Raw genomic sequence first — 21232 nt, forward strand, 5'->3', positions numbered from 1 at the left:
ATGGACAATTTTTCGCTTTTAACAACGCCCTGGCTCCCCGTCCGTTTCAAAGACGGTTCCACGGGCAAGCTGGCCCCCGTCGATCTGGCAGATGAAAACGTGGTGGACATCGCCGCAACGCGAGCAGATTTACAGGGAGCGGCCTGGCAGTTTCTGTTGGGATTGTTGCAATGCAGTATCGCGCCGAAAAGATACAAAAACTGGGAGGATATCTGGTTTGATGGATTGCGTGCCGATGCGTTACATAAGGCGTTAGCACCGTTAGAACACGCCTTTCAGTTCGGCCCAGAATCCCCCTCGTTTATGCAGGACTTTGAGCCGTTAACCGGAGAAAAAGTGTCGATCGCCTCGTTGCTGCCAGAAACGCCCGGCGTACAAACCACGAAGTTCAATAAAGACCATTTTATCAAACGCGGCGTAACGGAACGTTTTTGTCCGCACTGCGCGGCGCTGGCGCTGTTTTCGTTGCAGCTTAACGCGCCTTCTGGCGGTAAAGGCTACCGCACCGGGCTGCGTGGCGGCGGACCACTGACCACGTTGGTTGAATTGCAGGAATATCAGGGCGAGCGGCAAACGCCGCTCTGGCGCAAGCTGTGGCTCAACGTGATGCCGCAGGATACTGCGGATCTGCCTTTACCAGACCAGTGTGATGCGACCGTTTTCCCGTGGCTTGCCGCGACGCGGACCAGCGAGCAGGCGAATGCCGTTACCACGCCGGAGCAGGTCAATAAACTCCAGGCGTACTGGGGGATGCCGCGTCGTATCCGCCTGGATTTTGCCACCTTACAGTCAGGTTGCTGCGATATTTGCGGCGCTGAAAGCGATGAGCTTCTTGGCTTTATGACCGTTAAGAACTACGGCGTTAACTACGATGGCTGGCGTCATCCGCTGACGCCTTATCGCGCCCCGGTAAAAGATCAAAACGCCTTCTTTTCCGTTAAACCGCAGCCCGGCGGCCTTATCTGGCGCGACTGGCTGGGATTAAGTCAGAACAACCAGACGGAAGCGAATTACGAATCTCCCGCGCAGGTAGTCAAGGTGTTTAACGCCCGCTCGCTGACTGACGTTAAAGCGGGGATCTGGGGCTTTGGCGCGGATTTCGACAATATGAAAATCCGCTGCTGGTATGAGCATCACTTCCCGTTGCTGATGACGGAAGGTCTGATCCCTGATTTACGTAAAGCAACACAAACTGCTACCCGCCTCCTCAGCCTGCTGCGCGGTGCGCTAAAAGAAGCGTGGTTCACCAATGCGAAGGATGCGCGGGGTGATTTCAGTTTTATCGATATTGATTTCTGGAACCTGACGCAGGGGCGCTTTCTCAATCTGATCCACGATCTGGAAAACGGACACAAGCCGGACGAAAGGCTGAATAAATGGCAAAGAGAACTTTGGCTGTTTACCCGGCGCTACTTCGACGACCGCGTCTTTACCAACCCCTACGAGAGCAGCGATCTGAAGCGCATCATGACCGCGCGCAAGAAATATTTTACTTCATCGGCGGAAAAGCAAAGCGCGAAAGCCGCCAAAGCAAAGAAACAGGAGGCTGCTGAATGAGTGTTGTGACGAAAGATGATAAAGCCACTTTGCGTCAGTGGCATGAGGAACTACAAGAAAAACGTGGATTACGTGCCAGCTTACGACGTAGTAAAACGGTGAATGATGCCTGTTTGGCTGAGGGGCTTCATTCATTGTTAATGCAAACACATTCTTTATGGAAAAACAAAGCACCCTGGAATGTTACTGCATTGGCAATCACAGCGGCACTGGCTGCACATATCAAATTTATTGATGAGCAAAAGAGTTTTGCTGCGCAGCTTGGACAGAAGAAAGGTGGCGACACTCCGGTGATGTCAAAATTACGCTTCTCCCACCTATTAGCGGTAAAAACGCCGGATGAACTGCTGCGCCAGTTACGGCGTGCAGTGAAGCTGTTAGATGGTTCGGTCAACCTGTTTTCTCTTGCAGACGATATTTTCTGCTGGTGCCAGGAGCAGAATGACTTGCTGAACCACCATCGCCGCCAGCAGCGGCCAACCGAATTTCTTCGTATCCGCTGGGCGCTGGAATACTACCAGGCCGGCGATGGCGATACCGATAACGAACAAGATTAACAGGGATATCTTTATGACAACGTTTATTCAGCTCCATTTACTGACCGCTTACCCCGCCGCTAACCTGAACCGTGATGATACCGGTGCGCCAAAAACCGTGGTGCTTGGCGGAGCAACACGTCTGCGTATCTCCTCTCAGAGCCTGAAACGCGCCTGGCGTACATCTGAGTTATTTGAACAGGCATTAGCTGGCCATATTGGTATTCGTACTGGTCGCATTGCTCGTGAGGCGGCGCAAATCCTCGTTGATAGCGGCATTGACGCCAAAAAAGCGGTTGAGTACGTCAAGAACATCGCCAACTGCTTTGGCAAGGTAAAAGAGGATAAGAAACCCAAAGATGAGTTGACGAATGCTGAAACCGAGCAACTGGTGCATATCAGCCCTGCTGAGTTTGAGGCCGTGAAAGCGCTGGCGCGCCGTCTGGCAGAAGAAAAACGTCCGGCAACAGAAGAGGAAGCGGAACTGTTACGTCACGATCGCATGGCCGTCGATATTGCCATGTTTGGCCGGATGTTAGCGAAGAAAACTGATTTTAACGTGGAAGCCGCCTGCCAGGTCGCCCACGCCTTCGGCGTCAGCGAAACGATCATCGAAGACGATTTCTTTACCGCTGTGGATGACCTACGCCAGGCATCGGCAGAAGATGCAGGCGCAGGCCATCTCGGCGAAACCGGCTTTGGCTCCGCGCTGTTTTACACCTATATCTGCATCGACAAAGATCTGCTGGTGAAAAACCTGAACGGCAATGAAGAACTGGCAAACAAAACGCTGCGCGCCTTTACTGAAGCGGCGCTGAAAGTGCCGCCGACCGGCAAACAGAACAGCTTTGCCAGCCGTGCCTATGCCTCGTGGGCGCTGGCCGAAAAAGGCACCGACCAACCACGTTCACTGGCGGCCGCGTTTTATGAACCGATCAACGGTACAGACCAATTGAACGTTGCGGTTAAGCGTATTACCGCGCTGCGTGAAAATATGAATGCGGTCTATGTACAGGAGACGGCGTTCAAAGACTTTAACGTGATGAATCAGCAGGGAAGCATGGAAGACGTGCTTGACTTCATCTGCGCGTAAGGGGCGGCTTATGAGCCAATATCTGGTTTTTCAGCTTCACGGGCCGATGGCCTCCTGGGGCGTGGATGCGCCAGGCGAAGTGCGCCACAGCCATGAGCTACCCTCGCGCTCGGCGCTGTTGGGGTTATTAGCTGCGGCGCTGGGAATTCGCCGCGATGAGGAGGAACGGCTAAACGCCTTCAATCGTCATTACCAATTTTTGCTGTGCGCCAGTGGCAACCCGCGCTGGGCGCGGGATTATCACACGGTGCAGATGCCGAAAGAGGTACGTAAGGCACGTTACTTCAGCCGCCGTGAAGAGTTGCAGGATCCTGAATTACTGAGCGCGCTGATTTCCCGACGCGACTACTACACCGACGCTTGGTGGATGATCGCTGTCAGCGCGACGCCGGACGCGCCTTACACGTTGGCGCAGCTTCAGGCGTCGTTACAACATCCTGTGTTCCCGCTGTATCTGGGGCGCAAAAGTCACCCTCTGGCGTTGCCGCTTGCGCCGCAACTGCTGGAAGGGAGTGCGGCGGATGTCCTGCGTGAAGCATATCGTTGGTATCAGGATCAATTCAATGCGCTGAAACTGCCTCTCCCCAGATTACAGAACGAATGCTGGTGGGAAGGTGAACACGATGGCTTAACGGCGAGCAAAATTTTACGTCGTCGCGACATGCCGTTGAGCCGCCAGCAATGGCTGTTCGGTGAACGTAGCGTGAATCAGGGGCCGTGGCTCCGCAAGGAGGACGCGTGTATCTCTCAAGAATAACGCTGCACACCAGCGAGCTTTCGCCGGCACAGCTCTTGCATCTGGTGGAGCGCGGCGAGTACGTGATGCACCAGTGGTTATGGGATCTCTTTCCCGGCGGCAAGGAACGGCAGTTTCTTTATCGCCGCGAAGAGTTACAGGGCGCGTTTCGCTTTTTTGTTCTCTCACAGGAACAGCCTGCCGCCAGCGCGATTTTTGACGTGCAGACTCGCCCATTTGCGCCAATGCTGAGCGCGGGACAGACGCTGCGGTTTAACTTGCGCGCCAATCCGACGGTTTGCAAAAACGGCAAGCGTCACGATTTGCTGATGGAGGCGAAACGCCAGCGTAAAACGCAGGGTGATAGCCAGGATATTTGGTCTTATCAGCAGCAGGCGGCGCTGACGTGGTTGGCGCGCCAGGGGGAGCAAAATGGCTTCACCCTGCGCGAAACGAGCGTTGATGCTTATCGGCAGCAGCAGATACGTCGAGAGAAATCCCGGCAGATGATTCAGTTTAGCAGCGTGGACTATACCGGCGTGCTGGTGCTTAACGATCCCGTGCTTTTCCTGCAACGTCTGGCGCAGGGGTACGGTAAAAGCCGGGCGTTTGGCTGCGGAATGATGATGATCAAACCCGGAGACGACGCGTGACGTTCGTACCGCTCAACCCGATCCCGTTAAAAGATCGAACCTCGATGATCTTCCTCCAGTACGGTCAAATTGACGTGCTGGATGGGGCATTCGTGCTGATCGATAAAACGGGAGTCCGCACGCATATTCCCGTCGGTTCGGTCGCTTGTATCATGCTGGAACCGGGAACGCGGGTTTCCCATGCGGCAGTGCATTTAGCATCAACGGTCGGCACCCTGTTGGTATGGGTGGGCGAGGCGGGAGTGCGGGTCTATTCCTCCGGACAACCCGGTGGCGCACGAGCCGATAAGTTGCTTTATCAGGCAAAGCTGGCGTTAGATGATGACCTGCGGCTTAAAGTAGTCCGCAAAATGTATGAACTGCGTTTTCGTGAGCCGCCTCCCGCCCGTCGTTCCGTTGAGCAACTGCGCGGTATTGAAGGATCCCGTGTGCGGGCGACCTATGCATTACTGGCGAAGCAGTATGGCGTGAAATGGCATGGTCGTAACTACGATCCGAAAGACTGGGAGAAGGGGGATGTCGTCAACCGATGTATTAGCGCGGCGACATCGTGCCTGTACGGGATTTCAGAAGCGGCTATCCTGGCGGCGGGATATGCGCCGGCTATCGGTTTTATCCATAGCGGTAAGCCGCTTTCTTTTGTTTATGACATTGCCGATATCATCAAATTTGAATCGGTGGTGCCCAAAGCATTTGAGATCGCCGCTCGTCACCCGGCGGAACCTGATAAAGAAGTGCGCCTGGCCTGCCGGGATATTTTTCGTAGTTCGAAGCTGACCGGAAAATTGATCCCGCTGATCGAAGAGGTGCTCGCTGCCGGTGAAATTAAACCACCTCAGCCTGCGCCGGATATGCTGCCGCCAGCAATACCGGAACCTGAATCACTGGGTGATAGCGGCCATCGGGGGCATGGTTGATGAGTATGGTGGTTGTAGTCACGGAAAACGTACCGCCGCGCCTGCGGGGACGTCTTGCCGTCTGGTTACTTGAGGTTCGTGCAGGTGTTTATGTTGGCGATACCTCGAAGCGTATTCGGGAAATGATTTGGCAACAGATCACACAGCTTGGCGGAGTCGGAAACGTAGTAATGGCCTGGGCAACAAATACTGAGTCTGGTTTTGAGTTCCAGACCTGGGGTGAAAACAGACGTATTCCGGTAGATTTGGATGGACTTAGATTAGTTTCTTTTCTTCCTGTTGCAAATCAATAAGTTGAATGTTCTTTAATAATAAGGAATTGTTATCTTACCGTTGGTAGTTTGTTAGGTAATAAAAAAGGGCTTTTAGAACAAATACATAGTTTTAGTGTGTTCCCCGCGCCAGCGGGGATAAACCGTAACTCACGTTTGCGAGCTTCCGTCTGTGCCGGTGTTCCCCGCGCCAGCGGGGATAAACCGTTAGCCATCCCCATACCAAAGTTAAAGTCGTAGTGTTCCCCGCGCCAGCGGGGATAAACCGGAGAGGCCGACTCAGCAACCAAAAAAGGGAAGGTGTTCCCCGCGCCAGCGGGGATAAACCGTTTAACGCGGCCAATAACGATTTTATTTGATAGTGTTCCCCGCGCCAGCGGGGATAAACCGAGCGCCGATCCGGTGGTGTCCAACACAACGAAGTGTTCCCCGCGCCAGCGGGGATAAACCGGTTGGGTTGCATAGATGACACGCTTATAAATAGTGTTCCCCGCGCCAGCGGGGATAAACACGTTTCACCAGCATATCAGGACGTTTTTTCCGCCTTCGCCAGCTCTTTTACCAACGGCAGCATTATCCGCACTACATCGCGGCTACGGCGCTCAATCCGCCCTGGCAGCGCCTTGTCAATATGCTGTTGATTATCAAGCCGTACGTCGTGCCAGCTATTGCCGTTCGGGAAGGATGCATTTTTCACGCGTTGCTGGTATCCGTCTTTTTTACCCAGATTCCAGTTCGTCGCCTCAACAGAAAGCACCGATATTCCCGCTTTATCGAAAACCTCCGCATCATTACAGCAACCCGTTCCTTTGGGGTAGGATGGATTGCGTCCCGGATTGGTGTTGGCGGCGATGCCATAACGGCGCGCAATCGCTAATGCCCGATCGCGGGTCAGTGTACGCACCGCTTCCGGCGTATTTTTCCCGCTATTAAAATAGAGCTTGTCGCCAACAATCAGGTTATCGAGATTAATCACCAGCAGCGTATTTTTCTTCTCAGCGTCACTCATTCGTTTGAGTAAATTTTCCGCGCCTAGCTTTCCCTCTTCTTCCCCGCTGGTGGCGATAAAACGAATCCCATAATGGGTCGGTATATCTTTCAGACGCGCCGCCAGTTCCAGCATAACGCCTAATCCCGCGGCATTATCATCCATTCCCTGTAACGTTAAACCGCCCAGATTGGCATCGACATCAGCGTCGCTCTGCGGAGCGTAGGTATCCAGATGCGCCATAATGATGATCTGCTGCGGCACGCGCCCTTCATGGGCGGCGATGACCGTACTGCCCGTCACGTTATGCCAGTTTTTGCGATTATCCTTCGTGGTATAAATAAATCGGCTATTAAACGTTCGAATATCGCTTTGGTATCCCATCTGGGTAAATTGTTGGCGTAAATAATCGGCAGACAACATCTCGGCGGGGGAGCCAGTCATTCTCCCGGGAAAAAAAGTGGCGATATGTCGTGCCTGAGTATTCGCTATTTCACCAGGCCCTGGTGATGCTGCTTGTGCAGGAAGGATAAAGCCTACGCCGAGCGCCAGAATGACGGCAAAGCGGCGCGTTGCGGAAAACATAATGAGTCCTTAAATACAGAACAAAATTTTACGTGGCTAGTATGAAACCGCGATCGTGTTAATACAATTTCATTTGCTCCTAAATGCTGGCAATCCGGTACGTTAAGCATTTTTTGATATTGGTTTTTGGGCCGCGTTATTCCTTTGAGGAACTACTCATTCCAATTCGTCATTTCATTCACTCTCCTGCGCTCCCTATAGTCGTGTAATCGAAATGTTTAGCAAAAAACGGTATTGCAAAGGAACGGTTATGGATCAAAAACGACTCACCCACCTGCGGCAACTGGAGGCGGAAAGTATCCACATTATCCGTGAAGTGGCAGCGGAATTCGCTAATCCGGTCATGCTGTACTCCATTGGTAAAGACTCCAGCGTCATGCTGCATCTGGCGCGTAAGGCGTTTTATCCGGGTACGTTACCGTTCCCGCTATTGCACGTTGATACCGGTTGGAAATTCCGTGAGATGTACGCCTTTCGCGATCGTACCGCCAACGCATACGGCTGCGAATTGCTGGTACATAAAAATCCGGAAGGCGTGGCGATGGGCATCAATCCGTTCGTTCACGGTAGCGCTAAACACACCGACATTATGAAAACCGAAGGGTTAAAGCAGGCGCTGAATAAGTACGGTTTTGATGCCGCGTTCGGCGGCGCACGGCGCGATGAGGAAAAATCCCGCGCGAAAGAACGTATTTACTCCTTTCGTGACCGTTTCCATCGCTGGGACCCGAAAAATCAGCGGCCAGAGTTGTGGCGTAACTATAACGGTCAGATTAATAAAGGCGAAAGTATACGCGTCTTCCCGCTCTCCAACTGGACTGAGCAGGATATCTGGCAATACATCTGGCTGGAAAACATCGACATCGTGCCGCTGTATTTGGCTGCTGAACGCCCGGTTCTGGAACGTGACGGCATGTTGATGATGGTGGATGACGATCGTATCGATCTCCAGCCTGGCGAAGTCATCAAAAAAAGGATGGTGCGCTTCCGTACACTTGGCTGTTGGCCGCTCACCGGGGCGGTGGAATCCCACGCGCAAACGCTGCCGGAAATTATCGAAGAGATGCTGGTTTCTACCACCAGCGAGCGCCAGGGGAGGATGATTGACCGCGATCAGGCGGGGTCGATGGAGCTTAAAAAACGTCAGGGGTATTTCTAAGGAGTCGCCATGAACACCATACTTGCACAACAAATCGCCAATGAAGGCGGCGTCGAAGCCTGGATGATTGCCCAACAACACAAAAGCCTGCTGCGTTTTTTAACCTGTGGCAGCGTTGATGACGGTAAAAGTACGCTGATAGGTCGTTTGCTGCACGATACCCTGCAAATTTATGAAGATCAGCTCTCTTCTCTGCATAATGACAGTAAACGTCATGGCACGCAGGGAGAAAAACTCGATCTGGCGCTGCTGGTAGATGGGCTGCAGGCCGAGCGTGAGCAGGGCATTACTATTGACGTCGCGTACCGCTATTTCTCCACGGAAAAACGAAAATTTATTATCGCCGACACGCCGGGCCATGAACAATATACCCGGAATATGGCGACCGGAGCGTCCACCTGCGATCTGGCGATCCTACTGATCGACGCGCGTAAAGGCGTGCTGGATCAGACGCGTCGCCATAGCTTTATCTCCACTCTGTTGGGGATCAAACACCTGGTAGTGGCAATCAACAAAATGGATCTCGTTGGCTACCGCGAGGAGACCTTCGCTCGTATTCGCGAAGATTACCTGACCTTTGCTGAACAGTTGCCGGGCGATCTGGATATTCGCTTTGTCCCGCTTTCGGCGCTGGAAGGGGATAATGTCGCCGCGCAGAGCGCGAATATGCGCTGGTACAGCGGTCCGACGCTGCTGGAAGTCCTGGAAACGGTAGACATACAGCGTGCGGTAGACCGTCAACCGATGCGCTTTCCAGTACAATACGTTAATCGCCCAAATCTTGATTTTCGGGGGTATGCCGGCACTCTGGCGTCTGGTAGCGTCAAAGTCGGAGAGCGCATTAAAGTGCTGCCGTCCGGCGTGGAATCCAGCGTGGCGCGTATCGTTACTTTTGATGGCGACAAAGAAGAAGCCTGTGTGGGCGAAGCCATTACCCTGGTACTCAACGACGACATTGATATTAGCCGCGGCGATCTGCTGCTGGCGGCAAACGAGACGCTGGCACCTGCGCGGCACGCTGCGATCGACGTGGTATGGATGGCGGAACAGCCGCTGGCGCCGGGCCAAAGCTACGACGTTAAACTTGCGGGTAAGAAAACCCGCGCGCGTATCGAGGCTATTCGCTATCAGATTGATATCAACAATCTGACCCAACGAGACGTCGAAAGTCTGCCGTTAAACGGTATTGGTCTGGTGGAGATGACATTCGATGAGCCGCTCGCGCTGGATATTTATCAGCAAAATCCGGTGACGGGCGGGCTGATTTTTATCGACCGACTTTCTAACGTTACCGTGGGCGCTGGCATGGTGCGGGAACTGGACGAACGCGGAGCGACGCCGCCCGTGGAATACAGTGCGTTTGAGCTGGAGCTGAATGCGCTGGTACGCCGTCATTTTCCGCACTGGGACGCCCGAGATTTGCTGGGAGATAAACATGGCGCTGCATGATGAGAACGTGGTCTGGCACTCTCATCCCGTTACTGTCGCCGCCCGTGAACAGCTCCACGGCCACCGTGGCGTGGTGCTGTGGTTTACCGGACTCTCCGGTTCGGGAAAATCAACGGTGGCCGGCGCGCTGGAAGAGGCGTTACATCAGCGTGGCGTCAGTACCTACCTGTTGGATGGCGATAATGTGCGCCACGGTTTGTGCCGTGATTTAGGTTTTAGCGATGCCGATCGCCAGGAAAATATCCGGCGGGTAGGCGAAGTGGCCAGTCTGATGGCGGACGCCGGCCTGATTGTTTTGACGGCATTTATTTCTCCGCACCGCGCCGAGCGGCAACTGGTAAAAGAGCGCGTCGGCCACGATCGTTTTATCGAGATTTATGTCAATACGCCGCTGGCTATCTGTGAACAGCGCGATCCTAAAGGGTTGTATAAAAAAGCGCGCGCGGGTGAGTTGCGTAACTTTACCGGTATCGACGCCATTTACGAAGCGCCTGACTCGCCCCAGGTTCATCTTAATGGTGAACAATTAGTAACAAATTTGGTTTCCCAATTATTAGACCTGCTGAGACGGCGCGATATTATCAGATCCTGAGACACCACCGGGCTTGTATGCCCGGTATGGTCAAGGTTACAGGATTTAATATGCGTAATAGCCATAACATTACTTTCACAAGGTCAGACGCCTTCATGGTCGACGATGACGCCACCAGTGCATTTCCGGGGGCGGTGGTCGGCTTTGTGTCATGGCTGCTGGCGTTGGGGATCCCTTTTCTGCTTTATGGCCCTAACACGCTGTTTTTTTTCCTCTATACCTGGCCCTTTTTCCTCGCGTTAATGCCGGTATCGGTGATTATCGGCATTGCGTTGCATCTGCTAGTAAAGGGCAAAATACTTTTTAGCATCATGTTTACTCTACTGGCCGTAGGCGCGCTGTTCGGCGCGTTATTTATATGGCTATTAGGGTAGACGGGTTATCACTGCGCCTCCGGTCATAATTCAAACCGTAACCAACAATGAGATTATGTTCTCCTTACTCGGGTATACGTAACATCCGGCAAATGTGGTACATTTGCCGGCGTTGTCGCGGCAATCCCGTCCTGAATGTGGAGTCACAGAGGACGTTATGGGATGATGATGCCGTTTTTCAGGGGGCAGGATGGGTAAACTAACGCTGCTGTTGCTGGCTTTACTGGTCTGGCTACAGTACTCGCTGTGGTTCGGTAAGAACGGCATACATGACTATAGCCGCGTCAACGATGATGTGGTCGCGCAGCAGGCGACAAACGCCAAACTTAAAGCGCGTAACGATCAGCTTTTTGCCGAAATTGACGATCTCAATGGCGGCCAGGAAGCGATAGAGGAGCGCGCGCGCAACGAACTTAGCATGACCAAACCGGGCGAAACCTTCTATCGTCTGGTGCCTGACGCCTCAAAACGCGCGGCAACGGCGGGGCAAACTCATCGATAAACCATCCAGGGATTTAACATGGCAGCCACTTTATTGGACGTTTGCGCCGTGGTGCCGGCGGCCGGATTTGGCCGCCGAATGCAAACAGAATGTCCTAAGCAGTATCTCTCAATCGGTAATAAAACCATTCTGGAGCACTCAGTTCATGCGCTGCTGGCGCATCCTCGGGTGACACGCGTTGTTATTGCTATCAGCCCTGGCGATCATCGCTTTGCCCAACTTCCGCTGGCGAATCATCCGCAAATCACCGTTGTGGATGGCGGCAACGAACGCGCTGATTCTGTTTTGGCCGGGTTGCAGGCCGTTGCAAAGGCGCAGTGGGTGCTGGTGCACGACGCGGCAAGACCCTGTTTGCATCAGGATGACCTTGCGCGGTTGCTGGCTATCAGCGAAAACAGCCGGGTCGGCGGTATCCTCGCCAGTCCGGTGCGTGACACCATGAAACGCGGCGAACCAGGGAAAACCGCTATTGCCCATACCGTAGAGCGCGCCGATTTATGGCACGCGCTCACCCCGCAGTTTTTCCCCCGCGAACTCTTGCACGATTGTCTGACGCGTGCGCTGAATGAAGGCGCGACCATCACCGACGAAGCGTCAGCGCTGGAGTATTGTGGTTTTCATCCGGCGCTGGTAGAAGGTCGCGCGGATAACATCAAGGTCACCCGTCCGGAAGATCTGGCGCTGGCGGAATTTTATCTGACCCGAACCATCCACCAGGAGAAAGCATAATGCGAATTGGACACGGTTTTGACGTACACGCGTTTGGCGGAGAAGGGCCGATTATCATTGGCGGCGTGCGTATTCCTTATGAAAAAGGGCTATTGGCGCACTCCGATGGCGATGTGGCGTTACATGCGCTGACCGATGCGCTGCTGGGCGCGGCGGCGCTTGGCGATATCGGCAAGCTCTTCCCGGATACCGATCCGGCATTTAAGGGGGCGGATAGCCGCGAACTGCTGCGTGAAGCCTGGCGTCGTATTCAGGCGAAGGGGTACACCCTCGGCAACGTGGATGTCACCATTATTGCGCAGGCGCCGAAAATGCTGCCGCATATTCCGCAAATGCGCGTCTTTATCGCCGAAGATCTCGGCTGCCATATGGATGACGTTAACGTGAAGGCGACGACGACGGAAAAGCTCGGATTTACCGGACGCGGAGAAGGCATTGCCTGCGAAGCGGTCGCGTTGCTGATGAAGGCGGCGAAATGACAGAGTTTGACAATCTCACCTGGCTGCACGGAAAACCACAAGGTAGCGGATTGCTGAAAGCGAATCCGGAAGATTTTGTGGTGGTTGAAGATTTAGGCTTTACGCCGGATGGTGAAGGCGAGCACATTCTGCTGCGTATTTTGAAAAACGGTTGCAATACCCGTTTTGTCGCTGACGCGCTGGCGAAATTCCTGAAAATTCACGCTCGCGAAGTGAGCTTTGCCGGGCAAAAAGATAAACACGCCGTTACCGAGCAGTGGCTGTGCGCGCGCGTGCCGGGGAAAGAGATGCCCGATTTCAGCGCCTTTCAGCTGGAAGGTTGTAAAGTGCTGGAATACGCGCGTCACAAGCGTAAGCTGCGTTTAGGCGCGCTGAAAGGCAATGCCTTTACGCTGGTGTTGCGTGAAATAAGCGATCGCCGCGATGTCGAAACGCGATTGCAGGCGATTCGCGATGGCGGCGTGCCGAACTATTTTGGCGCACAGCGATTCGGCATTGGCGGCAGCAACTTGCAGGGCGCGCTGCGCTGGGCGCAAAGTAACGCGCCGGTGCGCGATCGCAATAAACGCAGTTTTTGGTTGTCGGCGGCACGTAGCGCGTTGTTTAATCAAATTGTTCACCAGCGGCTGAAGAAACCAGACTTTAATCAAGTTGTTGACGGCGATGCGCTACAATTAGCGGGGCGTGGAAGCTGGTTCGTCGCGACATCTGAAGAACTGCCTGAATTGCAGCGCCGGGTAGACGAAAAAGAGCTGATGATTACAGCGTCGTTGCCGGGCAGCGGAGAGTGGGGAACACAGCGTGCGGCGCTGGCGTTTGAGCAAGATGCCATTGCCCAGGAAACGGTGTTGCAATCGCTGTTGCTGCGCGAAAAAGTAGAGGCGTCGCGCAGAGCGATGCTGCTTTATCCGCAACAATTAAGCTGGAACTGGTGGGATGACGTTACCGTCGAGTTACGTTTCTGGCTGCCCGCAGGCAGTTTTGCCACCAGCGTAGTAAGGGAACTGATCAACACAATGGGTGATTATGCGCATATTGCTGAGTAACGATGACGGGGTTCACGCGCCCGGTATACAAACGCTGGCGAAAGCGCTGCGTGAGTTTGCTGATGTACAGGTCGTAGCCCCGGATCGTAACCGCAGCGGCGCGTCTAATTCCCTCACGCTGGAATCTTCGCTTCGTACTTTTACCTTTGATAATGGCGATATCGCCGTACAGATGGGGACGCCGACCGATTGCGTCTATCTGGGCGTTAATGCCTTAATGCGTCCGCGTCCGGATATTGTCGTTTCCGGTATTAACGCGGGTCCGAATCTGGGCGATGATGTGATCTATTCCGGTACTGTCGCCGCGGCGATGGAAGGTCGTCATCTCGGCTTTCCGGCATTAGCAGTCTCCCTTAACGGCTATCAGCATTATGATACGGCTGCAGCCGTGACTTGCGCGCTTTTGCGAGGGTTAAGCCGGGAGCCGTTGCGTACCGGGCGTATTCTCAACGTGAATGTCCCGGATCTACCGTTAGCGCAGGTTAAAGGCATTCGCGTGACTCGCTGTGGTAGCCGCCATCCAGCGGATAAAGTAATCCCGCAGGAAGATCCGCGCGGTAATACATTGTACTGGATTGGCCCGCCGGGCGATAAATACGATGCCGGGCCGGATACCGATTTCGCGGCGGTGGATGAAGGCTACGTCTCCGTCACGCCGTTGCATGTGGATTTAACCGCGCACAGCGCGCATGATGTGGTTTCAGACTGGTTAGACAGCGTGGGAGTTGGCACGCAATGGTAAGTGGACGTGTACAGGCTCTTCTTGAACAATTGCGCGCGCAGGGCATCAGAGATGAGCAGGTGCTTAATGCGCTTGCCGCAGTGCCGCGCGAGAAATTTATTGATGAAGCGTTTGAACATAAGGCCTGGGAAAATATCGCTTTGCCGATAGGCCAGGGTCAGACGATTTCGCAGCCCTATATGGTGGCGCGAATGACGGAACTGCTCGAACTGACGCCGCAATCCAGGGTGCTGGAAATTGGCACCGGTTCCGGCTATCAGACGGCGATTCTGGCGCATCTGGTACATCACGTTTGCTCCGTTGAGCGGATTAAGGGGCTGCAATGGCAGGCGCGTCGCCGCCTGAAGCAGCTCGATTTACATAATGTTTCTACCCGTCATGGCGATGGCTGGCAAGGCTGGCAGGCGCGTGCGCCGTTTGACGCTATCATTGTGACGGCCGCGCCACCGGAAATTCCTACCGCGCTCATGGCACAGTTGGATGAAGGCGGCATTCTTGTTCTGCCCGTGGGCGATGAGCAGCAGTTTTTGAAACGCGTGCGTCGCCGGGGCGGCGAATTTATTATCGATACCGTGGAGGCCGTTCGCTTCGTCCCGTTAGTCAAGGGAGAGCTGGCCTAGTTTGCTCTGCAAACAGCCACTATTACGCCTGATGAAGCCGAAACGAATACCTGGAGTTTTCCTGGTTATTCCCGGTGGGTTAAGCGTATCGTGAACACATTTTCCCGTGTTCACTTAATGCGTTGCACGGTTCTTACGTCACTGGTTGTTAACCAAATTTTTTCCTGGGGGATAAATGAGCGCGGGAAGCCCAAAATTCACCGTTAGTCGCATTGCGGCACTATCACTGGTTTCACTATGGCTGGCAGGTTGTACCAGTTCGTCAAACCCTCCGGCGCCGGTCACGTCTGTGGACAGTGGTTCGCCATCAAATACCAATTCCGGGATGTTGATCACACCGCCGCCAAAAATGGGCGCGACGACGCAACAAACGCCGCAACAAGCGCCGCAAATTCAACCCGTTCAGCGTCCTGTAACGCAGCCCATGCAAACTCAACCGGTCGCGGAACAACCCGTGCAAATGGAAAATGGGCGAATTGTATACAATCGCCAGTATGGGAATATTCCGAAGGGTAGCTATACGGGTGGCAGTACTTACACCGTGAAAAAGGGTGATACGCTTTTTTACATCGCCTGGATTACCGGGAACGATTTCCGCGATCTGGCCCAGAGAAACAGTATTTCTGCCCCGTATAGCCTGAATGTAGGGCAAACTTTGCAAGTTGGTAACGCATCCGGTACGCCAATTACTGGCGGAAATGCGATCACCCAGGCGGATGCAGCACAGCAAGGAGTTGTGACCAGGTCTGCACAAAATTCCACCGTTGCAGTTGCGTCTCAACCAACAATTACGTATTCTGAGGGCTCAGGTGAACAAAGTGCTAACAAAATGTTGCCAAACAACAAGCCTGCTGGGACGGTTGTCACAGCGCCTGTAACGGCACCAACGGTAAGCACGACCGAACCAAATGCAAGCAGTACGTCAACCAGCGCGCCGATTTCCTCATGGCGCTGGCCGACGGATGGCAAAGTGATCGAAAACTTTGGCGCTTCCGAAGGGGGCAATAAAGGGATCGACATTGCAGGCAGTAAGGGACAGGCTATCGTCGCAACCGCTGATGGGCGCGTCGTATATGCCGGTAACGCACTGCGTGGTTACGGTAATCTTATTATCATCAAACATAACGATGATTACCTGAGTGCCTACGCCCATAATGATACGATGCTGGTCCGGGAACAACAGGAAGTTAAGGCGGGGCAAAAAATCGCTACTATGGGTAGCACCGGCACCAGCTCTACACGCTTGCATTTTGAAATTCGTTACAAGGGGAAATCCGTAAACCCGCTGCGTTATTTACCGCAGCGATAAAGCGGCGGAACCAGGCTTTGACTTGCTAGTTCCGTCAAGGGATCACGGGTAGGAGCCACCTTATGAGTCAGAATACGCTGAAAGTTCATGATTTAAATGAAGACGCGGAATTTGATGAGAACGGAGTAGAGGCTTTTGACGAAAAAGCCTTGAGTGAAGAGGAACCCAGTGATAACGACCTGGCTGAAGAAGAGCTGTTATCGCAAGGGGCCACACAGCGTGTGTTGGACGCGACTCAGCTTTACCTTGGTGAGATTGGGTATTCACCACTGTTAACAGCCGAAGAAGAAGTCTATTTTGCGCGTCGCGCACTGCGTGGAGATGTCGCTTCTCGCCGTCGCATGATTGAGAGTAACCTGCGTCTGGTGGTAAAAATTGCCCGCCGTTATGGCAATCGTGGACTGGCGTTGCTGGACCTGATTGAAGAGGGCAACCTGGGGCTTATCCGTGCAGTCGAGAAGTTTGACCCGGAACGCGGGTTCCGCTTCTCAACATACGCAACCTGGTGGATTCGCCAGACAATCGAACGGGCGATTATGAACCAAACCCGTACGATTCGCTTGCCGATTCACATTGTTAAAGAGCTGAACGTATACCTGCGCACCGCACGTGAGTTGTCGCATAAACTGGACCACGAACCGAGTGCGGAAGAAATTGCAGAGCAACTGGATAAACCGGTTGATGACGTCAGCCGTATGCTTCGTCTCAACGAGCGCATTACCTCGGTAGACACCCCGCTGGGCGGTGATTCCGAAAAAGCGTTGCTGGACATCCTGGCCGATGAAAAAGAGAACGGTCCGGAAGACACCACGCAAGATGACGATATGAAACAGAGCATCGTCAAATGGTTGTTCGAACTGAACGCCAAACAGCGTGAAGTGCTGGCGCGCCGTTTCGGTCTGCTGGGATATGAAGCTGCGACACTGGAAGATGTAGGCCGTGAAATCGGTCTTACGCGTGAACGTGTTCGTCAGATTCAGGTTGAAGGCCTGCGCCGTCTGCGCGAAATTCTGCAGACGCAGGGGCTGAATATCGAAGCGCTGTTCCGCGAGTAAGTACCCTTGTCAAAAAAAGGCCAGTCTGTCGACTGGCCTTTTTTTTTACCGTTTGTCTTCTGCCAGCAGCGGCGGGATACTCGGCACCATTGGCGCGTCATCAATATCTTTTTGCGTCATGCGAAACGCTTGTGGATAGTGTTCGCGGCTGGTACGGCGTAACGGTTCGGTATCGCGCCAGGTATACAGACAATGCTGACACTGATATACCGTCCAGACTCCTTTTACCGGCGAAGTCGCCATGAGTTCAATATGTGCATCGGCACAGCGTGGGCAAATCATCGGTTACTCCTTATTTACGGTTGGCCAGCATGGCGGTCAGCTTTTCAGCCCAGGCTTTAGTTTCCGGTAAATCAACAACCGGCTGGCTATAGTGACCACGGTTATCTGGCGCAACCGGCGTGGTGGCGTCAATGATCAGCTTGTCGGTAATCCCCGCCGGGCTTGAGCCCGGATCCAGTTCCAGGACGGACATATTCGGTAGCTGTACCAGATCGCCTGCCGGATTCACTTTCGACGATAACGCCCACATCACCTGTGGCAGATTAAATGGATCGACATCTTCATCGACCATGATCACCATCTTCACATATCCCAGACCGTGCGGCGTCGTCATCGCTCGCAGGCCCACCGCGCGGGCAAAGCCGCCGTAGCGTTTTTTGGTTGAGATGATGACCAGCAGGCCGTGGGTGTACATGGCGTTTACCGCCTGCACTTCCGGAAATTCGGCTTTCAGCTGTTGATACAGTGGCACGCAGGTCGCCGGCCCCATCAGGTAGTCGATTTCTGTCCACGGCATACCCAAATAGAGTGATTCAAAAATGGGTTTGCTGCGGTAAGAGACCTTATCGATACGCACCACGGTCATGTTGCGACCGCCGGAATAGTGGCCGGTAAATTCGCCGAACGGTCCTTCAATTTCACGTTTACGGCTTTCGATGACCCCTTCAAGAATGACTTCAGATCCCCACGGCACATCAAAACCGGTCAGCGGCGCGGTGGCGATAGGATAGGGGCTTTCACGCAGCGCGCCTGCCATTTCATACTCTGACTGATCGTATTTCAGCGGCGTTGCGCCCATCAGGGTAATGATCGGATCGTTACCCAACGTGATCGCAATCGGCAGATCTTCCCCGCGCTCTTCAGCTTTGTGCAGGTGCAATGCGATATCATGCATCGGCACTGGTTGCAGACCCAGCTTACGCTTGCCTTTAACTTCCATGCGGTAGATGCCGACATTCTGCTTGCCGAAGTTATCGGGATCGAGCGGATCGCGTGATACCACACAGGCTTTATCCAGATAGAATCCGCCGTCGCCGTCGTTCAGACGAAACAGCGGCAGGATATCAAACAGGTTGATTGCGTCGCCGTCGACGGTATTTTCCGCCCAGCCCGGATTCGCCCGCCGTTCCGGCGCTACCGGAAAATTGTCCCAGCGGCGAATAAATTCATCGATCTGTTTTTTAACCGGCGTGTTAGGCGGCAAACCCAGTGAGATGGCATGGTTCTGCCAGGAACCGATGGTATTCATCGCCACGCGGGCGTCGGTAAAACCACGAATATTGTCAAACCACAGCGCGGGCGCGCCATCGCCGATTCGTCCCGTTGCGTTGGCAGCGGCTGCGAGATCCGGCTCCGCATTCACTTCCTCGCTGATTTTCAGCAGTTGTCCCTGCTGATCCAGCGCATGTAAAAAACTGCGCAAATCATCAAATGCCATTATCCATTCTCCTGTGAAAAATTTGCTGCCTGTCGCAGTCCTTGCCAGCGACGCGCGCGCGTATGCTCCAGACCAAACTGGTCGAGAACGCGCGCTACGATATGCTGGATAATATCGTCAACGGTTTGCGGCAGGTTGTAGAACGCGGGCATGGGCGGCACTATCGCCACCCCCATACGAGAAAGCGCAAGCATGTTTTCCAGATGAATCGTGCTGAGCGGCATTTCCCGCGGCACAAGCACCAGCTTGCGACCCTCTTTCAACACGACATCGGCAGCGCGTCCTACCAGCCCCTCGGCATAGCCGGCGCGAACCCCCGCCAGTGTTTTCATACTGCAGGGGATAATAATCATGCCGTCGGTACGAAATGAGCCGGAGGAAATGGTCGCCGCCTGATCGGCCGGGCTATGACAATAATCTGCCAGGGCGGCTACCTCAGCGGGCGTGTAGGGCGTCTCCAGTTCAATAGTGGTTTTTGCCCACTTTGACATTACCAGATGCGTTTCAACATCAGGTATCGCCCGCAATGCCTGGAGTAGCTCGACGCCAAGCGGCGCGCCGGTCGCACCGGTCATCCCCACAATCAATCTCATTTCTTACCTCAAATATCGTTCGTATACGAACATTTTGATCAAAATACGCCCACACGGCCTTTGCGACAAGATCGCTCCCGACGCCTGCGCACGTTTAGCTAAAGCATTCGTCATTAAAAAACCGTGCATAAGTCGTTATGATAGAAAAAGTTAATTTATCCGGAGCGCTCATGGAGTTACGAAACACCGCGTTTCATCTGTTACGCCAACTTTTTCAGCAACATACCGCACGCTGGCAGCATGAACTACCGGAGCTCACCAAACCTCAATATGCGGTGATGCGCGTTATTGCTGAACATCCGGGTATTGAACAGGTCGATCTGACCGAAGCGGCGGTCAGCACTAAAGCGACGCTGGCGGAGATGTTAAGCCGGATGGAAAATCGTGGGCTGGTAAAGCGAGAAAACGATCCGCTGGATAAACGTCGGCGTTTTGTCTATCTCACCGTTCAGGGCCAAACGTTGCTCGCCGCCGCGATACCACTGGGGGATCGCGTTGACGATGAATTTTTGGGGCGACTGAGCGCTGAAGAACGCGAACAGTTTACGCAACTGGTACGCAAGATGATGACGTAAGCGGCTTGCGCCGCTTTGCTATTTTTTGGCCATCAGCAGTGAGATATCCACTTTAGCCAGCGCCCGAATTGCGCTTTCCGGCAGGCCGTCATCGGTGACGATTTGGTTGAATTCCGCCAGCGGTAACGCCAGCCACGTCGCGACCTGGCCGTATTTGGTCGCGTCGCACACCAGAATTTTTTGGCGGCTGGCGCTGGCGACGGCCCGTTTCACCGTGACTTTATCTTCTGCCGGCGTTGAAATACCGCGCACGCTCCAGGAAGAGGCGGAAATAAAGGCCTGGTCAATCATCAGCCCGCGCAAAAGCGTCGCCGCGGCTTCACCGACGCACGACCGGTTTTCCCGGCATACCGCCCCGCCAGTGTGAATAATTGTGCAATTGCTATTGTCCATCAGGTAATCGGCGATAACGAAATCATTCGTCACCACCGTAAGTTTATTCATCGTAACCAGCTGCCTGGCAATCGCCAGCGTGGTAGTACCTGCATCAAGGTAGATACAGCTTTCTGGCTGTACCAGGCTGGCGGCCAGTTTGCCAATCGCCGCTTTCTGCGGCGTCGCCAGTTCGGTTTTGATCTGATGCGAGGGTTCGTGCGCCACGCGAGTCGATGATTGCACGCCGCCAGAGACCTGGATTACCGCGCCTTGCTGCTCCAGTTTTTGTAAATCACGGCGGATAGTCATGTGGGATACATGCATGCGCTCGGTCAGTTCAGCGATACTGACGATGCCTTTCTCCGCCACCATATCAAGAATGATTTGTCGACGCTCAGTAGGTATCAACGTCTGCTCCTTTCTTTAGTCCTGTCGCGATTTTACGCGATTTCTCGTCACAGCGTGTGAAGTTCTATGAGGATTGCCTTCACAAAAAATAACATATTTTGTTATTTTTTGTGAAACAACTCACCGCAATTGTTTACAAAAACGCCTATATTCACATAACAAAACATA

General features: G+C 53.8%; 26 protein-coding genes and 1 CRISPR repeat array. Of the genes, 20 read left to right on the top strand and 6 right to left on the bottom strand.

All coding sequences use genetic code 11. From position 1 onward, the window contains the following. The 7 genes from casA to cas2e are packed head-to-tail and all read left to right on the top strand — an operon-like array spanning position 1 to position 5785. Positions 1 to 1557 (top strand): type I-E CRISPR-associated protein Cse1/CasA, encoded by a 1557-nt coding sequence (casA, locus tag J4728_RS13050; RefSeq protein WP_023201012.1) that lies wholly within the window; start codon positions 1 to 3, stop codon positions 1555 to 1557. Beyond that, positions 1554 to 2114 carry a type I-E CRISPR-associated protein Cse2/CasB gene (casB, locus tag J4728_RS13055; RefSeq protein ID WP_000117946.1) on the top strand — a complete coding sequence of 187 codons (561 nt, stop codon included), beginning with the start codon at positions 1554 to 1556 and terminating at the stop codon, positions 2112 to 2114. Before casA ends, casB begins: the two co-directional genes overlap by 4 nt. A 13-nt stretch (positions 2115 to 2127) precedes the next feature. Beyond that, the gene (cas7e, locus tag J4728_RS13060) at positions 2128 to 3186 is read left to right on the top strand and encodes a type I-E CRISPR-associated protein Cas7/Cse4/CasC (RefSeq protein WP_208211866.1); all 1059 of its coding nucleotides are present in this window, start codon (positions 2128 to 2130) and stop codon (positions 3184 to 3186) included. Positions 3187 to 3196: 10 nt separating this feature from the next. Beyond that, the gene (gene cas5e / locus J4728_RS13065; protein WP_000085112.1) at positions 3197 to 3943 is read left to right on the top strand and encodes a type I-E CRISPR-associated protein Cas5/CasD; all 747 of its coding nucleotides are present in this window, start codon (positions 3197 to 3199) and stop codon (positions 3941 to 3943) included. Further along, positions 3925 to 4575 carry a type I-E CRISPR-associated protein Cas6/Cse3/CasE gene (cas6e, locus tag J4728_RS13070; RefSeq protein ID WP_000281478.1) on the top strand — a complete coding sequence of 217 codons (651 nt, stop codon included), beginning with the start codon at positions 3925 to 3927 and terminating at the stop codon, positions 4573 to 4575. Before cas5e ends, cas6e begins: the two co-directional genes overlap by 19 nt. After that, positions 4572 to 5492 (top strand): type I-E CRISPR-associated endonuclease Cas1e, encoded by a 921-nt coding sequence (gene cas1e, locus J4728_RS13075; RefSeq protein ID WP_000144835.1) that lies wholly within the window; start codon positions 4572 to 4574, stop codon positions 5490 to 5492. The genes cas6e and cas1e overlap by 4 nt, the downstream gene beginning before the upstream one ends. Then, on the top strand, positions 5492 to 5785 hold the full coding sequence (gene cas2e, locus J4728_RS13080; protein ID WP_023201007.1) for a type I-E CRISPR-associated endoribonuclease Cas2e: 294 nt from the start codon (positions 5492 to 5494) through the stop codon (positions 5783 to 5785). The genes cas1e and cas2e overlap by 1 nt, the downstream gene beginning before the upstream one ends. A gap of 96 nt (positions 5786 to 5881) precedes the next feature. Further along, a CRISPR array of direct repeats spans positions 5882 to 6276; the repeat unit is 29 nt; unit sequence GTGTTCCCCGCGCCAGCGGGGATAAACCG. A 14-nt stretch (positions 6277 to 6290) separates the two neighbouring features. Here cas2e and J4728_RS13085 read toward each other — a convergent pair. Then, the gene (locus tag J4728_RS13085; protein WP_000490481.1) at positions 6291 to 7337 is read right to left on the bottom strand and encodes an aminopeptidase; all 1047 of its coding nucleotides are present in this window, start codon (positions 7335 to 7337) and stop codon (positions 6291 to 6293) included. Between the two features lie 250 nt (positions 7338 to 7587). On the opposite strand from J4728_RS13085, the gene cysD reads away from it, so the two are divergent. The 10 genes from cysD to J4728_RS13135 all read left to right on the top strand — a co-directional run bounded on the left by cysD (position 7588) and on the right by J4728_RS13135 (position 15029). After that, complete coding sequence (cysD, locus tag J4728_RS13090) at positions 7588 to 8496, top strand: sulfate adenylyltransferase subunit CysD (RefSeq protein WP_000372384.1); 909 nt, start codon at positions 7588 to 7590, stop codon at positions 8494 to 8496. A gap of 9 nt (positions 8497 to 8505) precedes the next feature. Beyond that, on the top strand, positions 8506 to 9945 hold the full coding sequence (gene cysN / locus J4728_RS13095) for a sulfate adenylyltransferase subunit CysN (protein WP_023204589.1): 1440 nt from the start codon (positions 8506 to 8508) through the stop codon (positions 9943 to 9945). Next, positions 9932 to 10537 (top strand): adenylyl-sulfate kinase, encoded by a 606-nt coding sequence (gene cysC / locus J4728_RS13100; protein ID WP_001173663.1) that lies wholly within the window; start codon positions 9932 to 9934, stop codon positions 10535 to 10537. Before cysN ends, cysC begins: the two co-directional genes overlap by 14 nt. Positions 10538 to 10587: 50 nt before the next feature. Further along, positions 10588 to 10911 (top strand): DUF3561 family protein, encoded by a 324-nt coding sequence (locus J4728_RS13105; protein WP_001537530.1) that lies wholly within the window; start codon positions 10588 to 10590, stop codon positions 10909 to 10911. 190 nt (positions 10912 to 11101) lie between these two features. Beyond that, positions 11102 to 11413, top strand: a complete 312-nt coding sequence (gene ftsB / locus J4728_RS13110; protein WP_000517480.1) for a cell division protein FtsB — start codon at positions 11102 to 11104, stop codon at positions 11411 to 11413. An 18-nt stretch (positions 11414 to 11431) separates the two neighbouring features. After that, positions 11432 to 12142 carry a 2-C-methyl-D-erythritol 4-phosphate cytidylyltransferase gene (ispD, locus tag J4728_RS13115; protein WP_000741652.1) on the top strand — a complete coding sequence of 237 codons (711 nt, stop codon included), beginning with the start codon at positions 11432 to 11434 and terminating at the stop codon, positions 12140 to 12142. Then, the gene (ispF, locus tag J4728_RS13120; protein WP_001219244.1) at positions 12142 to 12621 is read left to right on the top strand and encodes a 2-C-methyl-D-erythritol 2,4-cyclodiphosphate synthase; all 480 of its coding nucleotides are present in this window, start codon (positions 12142 to 12144) and stop codon (positions 12619 to 12621) included. Before ispD ends, ispF begins: the two co-directional genes overlap by 1 nt. After that, the gene (truD, locus tag J4728_RS13125; RefSeq protein ID WP_000134246.1) at positions 12618 to 13667 is read left to right on the top strand and encodes a tRNA pseudouridine(13) synthase TruD; all 1050 of its coding nucleotides are present in this window, start codon (positions 12618 to 12620) and stop codon (positions 13665 to 13667) included. The genes ispF and truD overlap by 4 nt, the downstream gene beginning before the upstream one ends. Next, a complete protein-coding gene (surE, locus tag J4728_RS13130; RefSeq protein WP_001221538.1) occupies positions 13648 to 14409 on the top strand; it encodes a 5'/3'-nucleotidase SurE in 762 nt (253 codons plus the stop codon). Before truD ends, surE begins: the two co-directional genes overlap by 20 nt. Continuing rightward, complete coding sequence (locus tag J4728_RS13135; RefSeq protein ID WP_000253545.1) at positions 14403 to 15029, top strand: protein-L-isoaspartate(D-aspartate) O-methyltransferase; 627 nt, start codon at positions 14403 to 14405, stop codon at positions 15027 to 15029. Before surE ends, J4728_RS13135 begins: the two co-directional genes overlap by 7 nt. 138 nt (positions 15030 to 15167) lie before the next feature. Here J4728_RS13135 and J4728_RS23975 read toward each other — a convergent pair whose 3' ends face one another. Then, positions 15168 to 15326, bottom strand: a complete 159-nt coding sequence (locus J4728_RS23975; RefSeq protein ID WP_223148970.1) for a peptidase — start codon at positions 15324 to 15326, stop codon at positions 15168 to 15170. On the opposite strand from J4728_RS23975, the gene nlpD reads away from it, so the two are divergent. Together nlpD and rpoS are read left to right on the top strand one after the other, a co-directional pair. Further along, the gene (gene nlpD, locus J4728_RS13140; protein ID WP_243771287.1) at positions 15256 to 16338 is read left to right on the top strand and encodes a murein hydrolase activator NlpD; all 1083 of its coding nucleotides are present in this window, start codon (positions 15256 to 15258) and stop codon (positions 16336 to 16338) included. The two genes, J4728_RS23975 and nlpD, sit on opposite strands and share 71 nt — an antisense overlap. 62 nt (positions 16339 to 16400) lie before the next feature. Beyond that, complete coding sequence (gene rpoS / locus J4728_RS13145; RefSeq protein ID WP_000081498.1) at positions 16401 to 17393, top strand: RNA polymerase sigma factor RpoS; 993 nt, start codon at positions 16401 to 16403, stop codon at positions 17391 to 17393. A 45-nt stretch (positions 17394 to 17438) separates the two neighbouring features. Here the strand turns inward: rpoS and J4728_RS13150 are convergent, their stop codons facing one another. The 3 genes from J4728_RS13150 to J4728_RS13160 are packed head-to-tail and all read right to left on the bottom strand — an operon-like array spanning position 17439 to position 19706. Further along, positions 17439 to 17675, bottom strand: coding sequence for a non-oxidative hydroxyarylic acid decarboxylases subunit D (locus tag J4728_RS13150; protein WP_000562964.1), 237 nt, complete (start codon positions 17673 to 17675; stop codon positions 17439 to 17441). 10 nt (positions 17676 to 17685) lie between these two features. Beyond that, the gene (locus J4728_RS13155) at positions 17686 to 19113 is read right to left on the bottom strand and encodes a non-oxidative hydroxyarylic acid decarboxylases subunit C (protein WP_000863171.1); all 1428 of its coding nucleotides are present in this window, start codon (positions 19111 to 19113) and stop codon (positions 17686 to 17688) included. Further along, complete coding sequence (locus tag J4728_RS13160; RefSeq protein WP_001237180.1) at positions 19113 to 19706, bottom strand: non-oxidative hydroxyarylic acid decarboxylases subunit B; 594 nt, start codon at positions 19704 to 19706, stop codon at positions 19113 to 19115. The genes J4728_RS13155 and J4728_RS13160 overlap by 1 nt, the downstream gene beginning before the upstream one ends. A gap of 170 nt (positions 19707 to 19876) precedes the next feature. On the opposite strand from J4728_RS13160, the gene J4728_RS13165 reads away from it, so the two are divergent. Next, a complete protein-coding gene (locus J4728_RS13165) occupies positions 19877 to 20281 on the top strand; it encodes a MarR family winged helix-turn-helix transcriptional regulator (protein ID WP_000423338.1) in 405 nt (134 codons plus the stop codon). 18 nt (positions 20282 to 20299) lie between these two features. On the opposite strand, the gene ygbI is transcribed toward J4728_RS13165, so the two are convergent. Beyond that, complete coding sequence (gene ygbI / locus J4728_RS13170) at positions 20300 to 21064, bottom strand: DNA-binding transcriptional repressor YgbI (protein WP_000613184.1); 765 nt, start codon at positions 21062 to 21064, stop codon at positions 20300 to 20302. Between the last annotated feature and the right edge of the window lie 168 nt (positions 21065 to 21232).

It is taken from the genome of Salmonella sp. 32070601201500089SM, from assembly GCF_017573605.1.
Taxonomy (GTDB): Bacteria; Pseudomonadota; Gammaproteobacteria; order Enterobacterales; family Enterobacteriaceae; genus Salmonella; species Salmonella enterica.